This is a genomic window from Mycolicibacterium novocastrense, assembly GCF_001570485.1.
GTDB classification, from domain to species: Bacteria; Actinomycetota; Actinomycetes; order Mycobacteriales; family Mycobacteriaceae; genus Mycobacterium; species Mycobacterium novocastrense.
This window is the reverse complement of sequence record NZ_BCTA01000086.1, coordinates 69,444-80,518: the sequence shown is the minus strand read 5'-3', so window position 1 is coordinate 80,518 and position 11,075 is coordinate 69,444. Positions and strand designations below refer to the sequence as shown.

Here is an 11,075-nt window from a genome sequence, read left to right as displayed (position 1 = left end):
CTTCAATTCCTCCGGATACCGCCTCGATGACTTCGAACCCACGTGCCCATCCTTCCCAACGGAAGAACTCTCCCGACACGCCGGGGTGGATCAGAATCCACGATCAGCTGGGTGCGCCAGGTGATCGTGGACACCAGCCCCGCACTCAACTGCCCCCGCACAAACAGCGCCGCGACCTTCGGCAGCCGCTCACGCAAGGCCATCGCGATACACATCTGGCCCGAAGCGGCCCGATCCCCCACCCGCATCGCCGCCGAGATCTCCGCCGAGGCCATCCGCCACCCATCAACAGCGAAATGATCACGGTCCTCATCGGGTTCGGTGTAGCGCGCGGTCAACTCCGCCACCGCGGCCAACCGCCGCGCCGCCCACACCGCCTCGGCGCGCGCACACTCCTCGATCGCAGCCACCACCGACCGATCGTCAGCACCCGCGAACTCCGACTCGAACATGTGTTCGAGTATGCCACCGGGGTCTGACAAATCAGCGCCCTGCTTGACCCCCACCGGCCAACTCGCTGATTTCGGTGATCGACCACGGCGGGCTGTCGTGATGGTCGCGGTAGGCGAGGATCGGCGGCGTCGGCCTGTCGAAGCGTCCCACGAACCCGCCTGCGGCGATGAAGATCTGACCCGTCACGTCCTTGGCCAGGTCGCTGACCAGATAGGCGTAGGTAGGCGCGACGTACTCCGGCGGCGCGGCATCGAGGGCGCCTTGCATGCTCACCTCGTCCAGCAGGCCGCGACGGTTGAGGTCTGCGATGTGGGCCTCGTAGTCCGGCCCGGTGGAGAGCCGCGTCCTGGCCCCGGGGCAGACGACGTTCGCGCGTACACCGTGCTCCTTCAGCTCGGCGGCGATCGCGAGGGTCAGCCCATTGACGCCGCCCTTGCCCGCCGGATACCCCGTACCGCCGTAGTCGCCGAGGAACGCGAACGAGCTCGTGTTCACGATCGCACCTCCGCCCTGAGCGACCATCCTGGGCGCCGCGGCTCGGCAGGTCTCAAAGGTCGTAGTGAGATGCGCGTCGATCAGCTCGCGGAACTGGCCGGACGTGATCGTGAGAATCGACGACCCGACGGGTTCGGCCGTGCCCGCACAGTTGATCAGGATGTCGATGCGCCCGAACTCCCTGACGCACGTGTCGATCAACGCGTCCGCCGTTTCGGGATCGGCTGGCGAGCCGGCCACTCCGTGCGCGTTCGGAATCCGTTGCGCCGCTTCGGTTACGGCCTGGGCATCACGGCCGTTGACGACGACTCCCGCACCGTGGGCGGCGAGCAGTTCGGCCACCGCCAGCCCCACACCGCGCGATCCGCCGACGACGACAGCGGCCCGCCCGGTCAGCGACGGGCTACTTGCCATCCGTTGACTGGCTACCCGCTTGGCCGAACTCCATCATGTCCATGTTCCAGTAGCCACGAAGGTTCGTGAGCAGACCGGCGTCGTTGACCTTGTAGGTGAACACTCCGCGCACCGTGCTGGTCGTCCCGTTGTCGAACTTGCTGCGCAGCACCAGGATATGAGCCACCTCGTGCGGAGAACTGGAGGGGAACGTCTCCTCGCAGGTGATCCGCAGGTCATTGGAGGCGATGTTGGCGTCGTAGAAGCCGGACACCGCCTCCTTCCCGCGGATTCCCGTGCCGTCGGGGTTGGTGAACGACTGCCCGATCGGATCCTCGATGACGACGTCGTCGGCCATCAGGGCCAACCAACCCTCTTTGTCGTGGGAGTGCACGCATTTCCACGAATTGTGGGACGCCGCCAAAGCCGGTGTCTTCTCGACGGTTTCCTGGGACATGACCTCTACCGGTCGTCGTCGGTGTAGCGAATGACGCCGCGGATGTTGCGGCCCTCGAGCATGTCGGAGTAACCGTCGTTGATCTGCTCCAGCTTGTACTGCCGGGTGACCATGTCATCGAGGTTCAGCTTGCCGGCCTTGTACATCGACAGCAGCTGCGGGATGTCGTAGTGGGGGTTGCCGCCACCGAAGATGGTGCCCTGCAGGTTCTTCTGCAGCAGGGTCAGCATCGCCAGGTTGAGGTTCACCTCGGTGTCGAGCAGGCTGCCGATGGCGGTGACCACGCAGGTGCCGCCCTTGGCGGTCAGGCTGAGGTAGTTCTCGATGTCCTTGCCGTGCAACTCGCCCACGGTGATGATCACCTTATGGGCCATCAGTCCCCAGGTGACCTCGCCGATACCGGCCATCGCGGATTCCCAGTCCGGATAGGCATGTGTGGCACCGAATTTCAGCGCCTGGTCACGCTTCCACTCCACCGGGTCGATCGCGAAGATGCGACGCGCGCCCGCGGTGACGGCGCCCTGCAGAGCGCCCATGCCGACGCCGCCGACGCCGACGATCGCGACGTCCTCACCGGGCCGGATGTCACCGCTGCGGACGGCCGAGCCGTAGCCGGTGGTGATGCCGCAACCGACCAGGCAGGCAACCTCGAACGGGATCGACTCGTCGATCTTCACCACCGAACTCTTGTGCACGACCATGTAGGGCGAGAACGTGCCCAGCAGGGTCATCGGGAAGACGGGTTGCCCCTTGGCGTGAATACGGTGGGTGCCGTCGGAGACCGCGGTGCCCCCGAGCAGGCCGGCGCCGAGATCGCAGAGGTTGCGCATGCCGGCCTGACACGACGGACAGTTGCCGCAGGACGGGATGAACGACATCACGACGTGATCGCCGGGCTTGAGGTCCTCGACGCCCGGACCGACCTCGGTCACGATGCCCGCGCCCTCGTGGCCACCGAGGACCGGGAAACCGGCCATCGGGATGCCGCCGGTCACCAGGTGGTGGTCGGAGTGGCACATCCCCGACGCTTCCATCTGCACCTTGACCTCGTCCTTGACGGGGTCCCCGATCTCGATCTCCTCGATCGACCACGGCTGGTTGAACTCCCAGATGAGAGCACCTTTTGTCTTCATTCGAACGTGCCTTCCGCTAGTACCGGTGACCTCAGACTAGAGGCAGTAGTTAGGTAGGTCACACCCACCCCCAATCAACTGCTTGGCCGGGTCACCAGATCGGTACCGGTGCCTGGCCCAGGGGGTAATAACCGGGCAACTTCTCCCCGGCCAGGGAGCGCTCGATGCGCTTCTGCATACCGGGCGACAGGTCGCCGGACTCGATCAGCTTCGCGTACCCCTTGGCGACGTGGCCGAAGTCGAAGAAGTCGCGCTGCCACTCGATTTTCAGGTTTTCATCCAACCGGAACCAGCTGCCCCCGATCCCGTAGATCTCGTCTTTGGTGCCGTCTGACTTGTTCGCGATCTGCTTCCAGAAGCCGACGATCTCGCCCTGCTTGTCGTCGACGAGCACCTTCTGGTACTCGTAGACCCAGTTCTCCAGACCCTCCATCTCCAAACCCAGTGCGACATCCCGGATTTCATCTTTGCCGACGCACATGACGTCTTCTTTGGGGCCGATGTTCCAGCCGTAGGTCGCATCATCGGTGTAGAACTCGGCCAGCGGCTTCCAGTCGCCGTTGCGTTCGGCCTCCCGGTTGGCCTCCAGCCACTGCTCGACCCAGTTGTCGAGCGCTTCGCGGGGCAGTGACGGCATTGTCATTCTCCTGTTTCTTTGATGGCCAGTGCTTGGGTCGGGCACATGTCGACCGCGTTCTGTATCTCGTCGCGGGCGTCGTCGGGTGGTTCGGGGTCGAGGATTTCGACCTTGCCGCGTTTGGGGACGGTGAAGTAGTCGGGCGCCTCGAGCTCACACATCGCGTGCCCCTGGCACAGGTCCAGGTCTACTTCGACTCTGTAGCAGCCCATTCGATCCCCTACTTGGCGCGCCTGCGGTACCGGGCCTTCGCGGGCCGTTGCAGCTGCACCACCATCTTCGAGTGGTCATTGCGGTAACTGTCGGCCGGTTGCGCCATCTCGAATTCGTACTCGCGCAACAGGACCGAGAAGATCGCCTTGATCTGCATCTGGGCGAACGCCGCGCCGACGCAGCGATGCCTGCCGGCACCAAACGGAATCCAGGTCCAGCGGTTCACGATGTCGGCCTGCTCGGGCTTGTTGTAGCGGTCCGGATTGAAACCGTCGGGATCCGGGAAGTCCTCGGGAATCCGGTTGCTGATGGCCGGCGAGGCAGCGACGAAATCGCCCTTGTGAATGGGGAAGCCGGCGACCTCGAACTCACCCTGGGCCACCCGCATCAAAATGATCAACGGCGGGTGCAGCCGCAGCGTCTCCTTGACGACATTGTCCAGCAACGGAATCTGGCGCAGCGCATGAAAGCTCACCTCTTGACCGTCGGCGTAGAGCTCGTCGAGTTCGGCCTGAACCTTGGCGTAGATCTCGGGGTGCCGGATCAGCTCGATCAAGGTCCACGCAGACGTCCCCGAACTGGTGTGGTGCCCGGCGAACATCAGCGAGATGAACATGCCGGTGACTTCGTCGGCCGAGAAGCGGGGATTGCCGTCCTCGTCGCGGATCGACACCAGCACGTCGAGCATGTCGCGGTCGGACTTGTCCGCCGGCGGATTGGCCAGGCGCTGGTTCATGATCTCCTGCACCAACGCAACGAGTTTCACGCGCGCCTCGTCGCGGCGCTGGAAACTCTCGATCGGCAGGTAGGGGTCGACGTAGCACAGCGGGTCGGTGCCGCGCTCGAGATCGTGGTAGTACTCGGCGAACCGGTGGTCCAGCTGGTTGCGGAACTTCAGCCCGATCAGGCAGGCCGTCGACGTGTAGATCGTCAGCTCGGCGAAGAAGTCGAGCAGTTCAATCTCGCCCTCGTCGCCCCAATCGGCGATCATCTTCTTGACTTCGCCTTCGATGGTGGTGGCATGGCCCTTCATGTGTTCACCGCGAAGAGCGGAGTTGTGCAGCATCTCCTTGCGACGCTCGGGGCTTGCGTCGAACACCACGCCCTTGCCGAAGATCGGCGTCATGAACGGATAGGCCTCGGCCTGGTCGAGATCCTCATCAGCCGAACGGAAGAAGAACTCGTTGGCCTCGGCGCCGGACAGCAGGATGACGTGCTTGTCCACCAACTGGAACCAACCGACGTCGCCGCATTCCTCCCGAACCCGTTTCATCAGACCGATCGGGTCGGTGCGAAACTCCTCCAGATGTCCGTGTTCTTCTTCGCCGCCGGAAACCCGGGGCACGATCGCGGTCGTCATGACTTCAGGTTCTCCTCGTTCAACTTGAGCTGCTGGCGTTCTGCGGGTGCAGTGGTCAGCGGCGCTTCGGGCTGAAGCTCCATGTTCGCGATGAACCCACCGCGCGGCGTCTCCGCCACGAAGGCGATGGCGCGAGCGAGATCGGACGCCCGCAGAAAATAGTCGTGGCGGGCCTGGCCCCACTTCGCCCAATCTTCCAGCGCGGGCCCGATTTTCTCGGCGGGAAGGCTCCAGCCCATGCTGGTTTTGGTGGGGCCCGGGTGCACGATGGACGCGCGCACGCCGGTGCCCTCGAGTTCCATCTGGAAGTTGTTGACCATGGCGACAAGCGCGGCCTTCGCCGCCCCGTAGGCGCCCATATGCGGCCGCTGACGCAGCGCCACATCGGATCCGACGAAGATCAGGTCGCCGCGACGGCGCTCGAGCATGCCGGGCAGCACCGCCGAGGCCAGCCGGTTGGCGCCGACCAGGTGAATCTGCAACTGCGACTCGAACTCGTCGGTGCTGATCTCGGCCAGCTTGCCGAAATAGGTGTCACCGGCACCGGCGACGAGCACCTCGATCTCACCGAGCGCCTCAACGGATTGAGCGACAAACGTTTTCACCGAGTTGGGATCGGTGACGTCGAGGTGGAAGCCGACCGCCTCGCCGCCGTCGGCGTTGATCTTTCCGACGATGTCTTCGAGTTTCTCCACGCGTCGGGCGCCGAGCGCGACCGGGAACCCGCGCGCGGCCATCTCGATCGCCGTCGCCTCTCCGATTCCGGACGATGCGCCGGCGACGATGACGGGCCGGCGTTCGGGCAGGGGGTCGAACCGGGGCATCAGAGAGTCTCCACAGTGATCGGTAGGTGAGCGAATCCGCGGACATTGCTCGAGTGGACGCGGACGGCGTTGGCCTCGTCCACCTCGTAACCGCGGATTCGCTTGAACAACTCGGTCAGCGCGACCCTGGCCTCCATGCGCGCCAGATGCGCGCCGAGGCAGAAGTGGGCGCCGCTACCGAAACTCAACAACTTGGGACCGATTTCGCGGCCGATGATGAACCGGTCCGGGTCCTCGAACACACGCTCGTCGCGGTGCGCCGAACCGGGCAGCAACAGCACGACATCCCCATCGGGAATTTCGGTGTCGTACAACGTCAGGTCACCGGCGACGGTGCGCGCCAGAATCTGGCTCGAGGTGTCGTAGCGCAGCGTTTCCTCGACCCACAGCGGTATCCGGTCCAGCTCGGTGTAGAGGGGGGTGAGTTGGTCAGGGTTGCGGTGGCCCCAGAACGCCGCGTTCGCAAGCAGTTTCGTCGTCGTCTCGTTACCGGCGATCACCATCAGGAACATGAAGCCGAGGATCTCGTCGTCGGTGAGCCGGTCACCGTTGATCTCGGCCTCCAGCAGCGCGGTGGTGAGGTCGTCCGTCGGGTTCTTGCGGCGTTCGGCCACCATGCCCTGGTAGTAGACGATCAGATTGATCGACGCCTCGACGGCCGCGGGCGGTACGTCGGTCACGCCCTCGTCGCGGTGCATCACACCGTCCGCCCACGCGCGCACCTGCGTGCGGTCCGGTTCCGGGACGCCCATCAGCTCGGAGATCACGTCCATCGGCAGCTTGCCCGCGAACTCGTCGACATAGTCGACGGTTTCGTTGGAGCGGGCCTTCTCCAGCATGATGTCGAGGTGCTGCACCGCGATCTCGGTGACGCGCGGTTCCAACTCACGGATCCGGCGAGGCGTGAAACCCTTCGACACCAGTGTGCGTAGTCGCAGGTGGTCGGGGTCGTCCATCGCCAAGAACGACATCGTCTTGGACGCGTGCGGGCCTCGGGAGGCCGGATCCAGCGATACGCCGAACTTGTTCGACAGCGTGGTGCTGTTGCGGAAACCCTCCCAGACGTCCTGATGTCGCGACAGGGCCCAGAAGCCGAGTTCGTCATTGCGGTACAGCGGCGCCTCGTCGCGCAGCCGTTTGTAATACGGATACGGATCCTCGTGGAAGTCGTAATCGTATGGGTCGAGGACGATTTCGCTGACCGTCACTGGTCCTCCCCTATGACGAGGCCGACCACGTAACTGAGTCGGTCGGCGATCTGGTGGTAGGTGAACACGCCGCTGCCGGCGTTGACCAGCGCGCCGAAGAACGTCATCTCCAGTGCGGCAAGAGCTCGCGGGTCCGCGTCCGGTCCCATCGCCGAACGGATGCGACGGTGGATCTCACCGCCGATGCGGTCGCGCACCACCCGCACCGCGGGGTCCGCACCGCTGAGCAGCGCGGTCGTGCACGCGGCCGCGACCTCCGGTTCGTCGGCGACGGTCAACGCCATCGCGCGCAGGGCCTTCTCGACGCGGGTCACCCTGCTGTCGTTGACGTCGGTGAAGTACGGCACCTGACGGATGAGGTCGAGGTACACCTCCGCGATCAAATGGTTCTTCGACGAGAAATAGGTGTAGGCGGTGGCCGGCGCGACCTTGGCCCTGGCGGCGACGGCGCGCACCGTCAGATCGGCGTACGAGGATTCGCGCAACATTTCGACACCGGCGGCGAGCACCTTGCGGAACGTCTCCTCCTGGCGGCGGTTCCGCGGTGTTTCGCCGGTACTGACAGGCGGCGGGCCTGTGACCGCAACCACGGGTTCGCTGGACACCTGTCCAAGTTATCGGACCTGCCCTGGGATCCGCAAGTACGCAGCTAGAAAACCATATGCTTGCCAGCCGCACCGCGAGCAGACTATCGTTCGGTTCATCAATTCGGACAGTTGTCCAGCAATGGTGAACGGAGACCGCATGGCTGTGCTGGCGAATCGGGAAAGTCTGCTGCTCATCGACGGCAAGCTCGTCGCGGGCAGCGGCGGGTCGTTCGAGACCGTCAACCCCGCGACCGAGGAAGTGCTCGGTGTTGCGGCCGACGCCACCGCCGACGACATGGGTCGTGCCATCGAAGCCGCGAGGCGCGCCTTCGACGAAACCGACTGGTCGACCGACACCAAGCTGCGGGTGCGGTGCCTGCGCCAGCTGCAGGCGGTCCTGAAGGACCACATCGAGGAACTGCGGGAGATCACGATCGGCGAGGTCGGTGCGCCGCGGATGTTGACCTCGGCAGCCCAGCTCGAGGGACCGGTCGAGGATCTGAGCTTCTGCGCCGACACCGCGGAGTCCTACCAGTGGGTCACCGATCTGGGGGAAGCGTCGCCGATGGGCATCAAAACCCGCCGGCGGATCGCCCGCGAGGCCGTCGGTGTCGTCGGCGCCATCACGCCGTGGAACTTCCCGCACCAGATCAACCTCGCCAAGATCGGCCCGGCGCTGGCCGCGGGCAACACCATCGTGCTCAAGCCGGCACCGGACACCCCGTGGTGCGCGGCCGCCGTCGGGGAGTTGATCGCCGAGCACACCGACATCCCGCCGGGGGTGGTCAACATCGTGACCTCCAGCGACCACGGGGTCGGTGCGCTGCTGTCCAAAGACCCGCGGGTGGACATGGTTTCGTTCACCGGGTCGACGGCGACCGGCCGCAGCGTGATGGCCGACGGCGCCGCGACGATCAAGAAGGTGTTCTTGGAGCTGGGCGGCAAGTCGGCGTTTCTGGTGCTCGACGACGCCGACCTGGCCGCCGCCTGTTCGATGTCGGCGTTCACCGCGTCGATGCACGCCGGGCAGGGATGTGCCATCACGACCCGACTGGTGGTGCCCCGGGCACGTTACGACGAGGCGGTGGAGGCGGCTGCGGCGACGATGGGCGGGCTGAGGCCGGGCGACCCCCAGGACGCCGGAACCATCTGCGGCCCACTCATTTCCGCACGCCAGCGCGACCGGGTTCAGGGCTACCTCGACTCCGCGATCGACGAGGGCGGCAAGTTCGCCGTCGGGGGTGGCCGGCCCGCTGACCGCGACACCGGCTTCTTCATCGAACCCACCGTCATCGCCGGGCTGGACAACAACGCCAAGGTCTCCCGCGAGGAGATCTTCGGGCCTGTGCTGACGGTCATTGCGCATGACGGTGACGACGACGCGGTCCGCATCGCCAACGATTCGGCGTACGGCCTTTCGGGAACCGTGTTCTCGGCCGACGAAGAACGCGCGAACCGGGTCGCGGCACGGATGCGGGTCGGTACGGTCAACATCAACGGCGGCGTCTGGTATTCGGCGGACATGCCCTTCGGTGGCTACAAACAGTCCGGGCTCGGCCGGGAGATGGGGCTGGCCGGCTTCGAGGAATACCTGGAGATTAAGGCGATCGCCACGGCTGTCTGACACGCCGAACGTGGGTTACCCGCACGTTCAGACGCAAACAACGTGACACAACCCCACACTCGGCAACGACGAAAGGAACGCGATGGGGCTCTACGGAGACCAGTTCAAGGACAAGGTGGCCATCGTCACCGGCGCGGGCGGCGGTATCGGCCAAGCATATGCCGAGGCGCTGGCGCGCGAAGGCGCCGCGGTGGTGGTGGCCGACATCAACACCGAGGGCGCGCAGAAGGTCGCCGACGGGATCACGGGGGAGGGCGGCAGCGCGCTCGCCGTGCGCGTCGACGTGTCCGACCCGGAGTCCGCGAAGGAGATGGCGGCGCAGACGCTTTCGGAGTTCGGTGGCATCGACTACCTGGTCAACAACGCCGCGATCTTCGGCGGCATGAAACTGGACTTCCTGATCACCGTCGACTGGGACTACTACAAGAAGTTCATGAGCGTGAACATGGACGGGGCGCTGGTCTGTACCCGTGCGGTGTACAAGAAGATGGCCAAACGGGGCGGCGGCGCGATCGTCAACCAGTCCTCGACCGCGGCGTGGCTGTACTCGAACTTCTACGGCCTGGCCAAGGTCGGCATCAACGGGCTGACACAGCAACTGGCCACCGAACTCGGCGGGCAGAACATCAGGGTGAACGCGATCGCGCCGGGGCCGATCGACACGGAGGCCAACCGCACGACCACGCCTCAGGAGATGGTCGCCGACATCGTCAAGGGAATTCCGTTGTCGCGCATGGGCCAACCCGAAGATCTCGTCGGAATGTGCCTGTTCCTGCTGTCGGATCAGGCGAAGTGGATCACCGGCCAGATCTTCAACGTCGACGGCGGGCAGATCATCAGGTGAGCGACGTCAAGCTGGGGTACATCGGACTGGGCAACCAGGGCGCGCCGATGGCCAAGCGTCTGGTCGACTGGCCGGGCGGGCTCATCGTGTTCGACGTGCGCACCGAGGCAATGACCCCGCTGGTCGAGCTGGGTGCCAATGTCGCCGACACCATCGCCGATGTCGCGAAGGCCGACATCATCAGCGTCACCGTGCTCAACGACGAACAGGTGCGCGACGTGGTGGGACAACTCGGTGAGCATGCCGCGCCGGGCACCGTGATCGCCATTCACTCGACGATCGAACCAGACACTGCCGCAGAGTTGGCCGATCAGTTGCGGGACAAAGATATTCACATCGTGGACGCGCCTGTCAGCGGGGGCGCCGGGGCGGCCGACAAGGGTGAGCTCGCCGTGATGGTCGGTGCCGACGACGAGGCCTTCGCCAAGGTCAAGCCGGTGTTCAAGAAGTGGGCGTCGCTGGTCGTCCGGGCCGGTGAGCCCGGAGCGGGAACGCGGATGAAGCTGGCCCGCAACATGTTGACCTTCATCGGGTTCGCCGCGGCCTGTGAGGCGCAGAAACTGGCCGAGGCGGCCGGGCTGGACCTGCAGAAGCTCGGTCGTGTGGTGCGGCACAGTGACGCGCAGAGTGGTGGACCCGGAGCCATCATGTACCGCGACGACACCGAGCCGCTCACCCGGGACCACTTCCTGTACGACATGTTCACGCACACACGTGGACTCGCCGAAAAGGACCTCAGCTTGGCGCTCGCGCTGGGCAAGACCACCGGGACCGAACTCCCGCTGGCCGAGATCGCGCTGCAGAACCTGGCCGCCGGGCTCGGCGTGCCGCACACGAAGGAGTGACG

At 65.2% G+C, this 11,075-nt stretch carries 13 protein-coding genes; 3 read left to right on the top strand and 10 right to left on the bottom strand.

All coding sequences use genetic code 11. The features are described 5' to 3' along the window. Positions 1-2: 2 nt before the first annotated feature. From RMCN_RS26225 to RMCN_RS26180, 10 genes are all read right to left on the bottom strand, one after another. Complete coding sequence (locus tag RMCN_RS26225; protein WP_084377768.1) at positions 3-452, bottom strand: DUF222 domain-containing protein; 450 nt, start codon at positions 450-452, stop codon at positions 3-5. 31 nt (positions 453-483) lie between these two features. After that, positions 484-1,362: an SDR family NAD(P)-dependent oxidoreductase gene (locus RMCN_RS26220; protein ID WP_067395488.1), complete on the bottom strand. Its 879-nt coding sequence runs from the start codon at positions 1,360-1,362 to the stop codon at positions 484-486. Next, positions 1,352-1,798, bottom strand: coding sequence for a nuclear transport factor 2 family protein (locus tag RMCN_RS26215; protein WP_067395485.1), 447 nt, complete (start codon positions 1,796-1,798; stop codon positions 1,352-1,354). Before RMCN_RS26215 ends, RMCN_RS26220 begins: the two co-directional genes overlap by 11 nt. Before the next feature lie 5 nt (positions 1,799-1,803). Continuing rightward, entirely contained in the window at positions 1,804-2,931 is a 1,128-nt protein-coding gene (locus RMCN_RS26210; protein ID WP_064414351.1) for an NDMA-dependent alcohol dehydrogenase, read from the bottom strand. 91 nt (positions 2,932-3,022) lie between these two features. Next, on the bottom strand, positions 3,023-3,568 hold the full coding sequence (locus RMCN_RS26205) for a nuclear transport factor 2-like protein (protein WP_064414350.1): 546 nt from the start codon (positions 3,566-3,568) through the stop codon (positions 3,023-3,025). A 2-nt stretch (positions 3,569-3,570) separates the two neighbouring features. Beyond that, on the bottom strand, positions 3,571-3,780 hold the full coding sequence (locus RMCN_RS26200) for a ferredoxin Fdx (RefSeq protein ID WP_064348029.1): 210 nt from the start codon (positions 3,778-3,780) through the stop codon (positions 3,571-3,573). A gap of 8 nt (positions 3,781-3,788) precedes the next feature. Beyond that, the gene (locus RMCN_RS26195) at positions 3,789-5,141 is read right to left on the bottom strand and encodes a lanosterol 14-alpha demethylase (RefSeq protein WP_064414349.1); all 1,353 of its coding nucleotides are present in this window, start codon (positions 5,139-5,141) and stop codon (positions 3,789-3,791) included. Beyond that, on the bottom strand, positions 5,138-5,965 hold the full coding sequence (locus RMCN_RS26190) for an SDR family oxidoreductase (RefSeq protein ID WP_064348031.1): 828 nt from the start codon (positions 5,963-5,965) through the stop codon (positions 5,138-5,140). Before RMCN_RS26190 ends, RMCN_RS26195 begins: the two co-directional genes overlap by 4 nt. Continuing rightward, a complete protein-coding gene (locus RMCN_RS26185) occupies positions 5,965-7,173 on the bottom strand; it encodes a cytochrome P450 (RefSeq protein WP_067395482.1) in 1,209 nt (402 codons plus the stop codon). Before RMCN_RS26185 ends, RMCN_RS26190 begins: the two co-directional genes overlap by 1 nt. Then, positions 7,170-7,778, bottom strand: a complete 609-nt coding sequence (locus tag RMCN_RS26180; RefSeq protein WP_067395480.1) for a TetR/AcrR family transcriptional regulator — start codon at positions 7,776-7,778, stop codon at positions 7,170-7,172. The genes RMCN_RS26185 and RMCN_RS26180 overlap by 4 nt, the downstream gene beginning before the upstream one ends. Positions 7,779-7,917: 139 nt before the next feature. Between RMCN_RS26180 and RMCN_RS26175 the strand changes: the two genes are divergently transcribed. The 3 genes from RMCN_RS26175 (at position 7,918) to RMCN_RS26165 (ending at position 11,073) form a co-directional block, all read left to right on the top strand. After that, the gene (locus tag RMCN_RS26175; protein WP_067395521.1) at positions 7,918-9,384 is read left to right on the top strand and encodes an aldehyde dehydrogenase; all 1,467 of its coding nucleotides are present in this window, start codon (positions 7,918-7,920) and stop codon (positions 9,382-9,384) included. 82 nt (positions 9,385-9,466) lie between these two features. Continuing rightward, positions 9,467-10,228, top strand: coding sequence for an SDR family oxidoreductase (locus RMCN_RS26170; RefSeq protein WP_067395477.1), 762 nt, complete (start codon positions 9,467-9,469; stop codon positions 10,226-10,228). Next, a complete protein-coding gene (locus RMCN_RS26165) occupies positions 10,225-11,073 on the top strand; it encodes an NAD(P)-dependent oxidoreductase (protein WP_084377760.1) in 849 nt (282 codons plus the stop codon). The genes RMCN_RS26170 and RMCN_RS26165 overlap by 4 nt, the downstream gene beginning before the upstream one ends. The last annotated feature ends 2 nt before the right edge of the window (positions 11,074-11,075 follow it).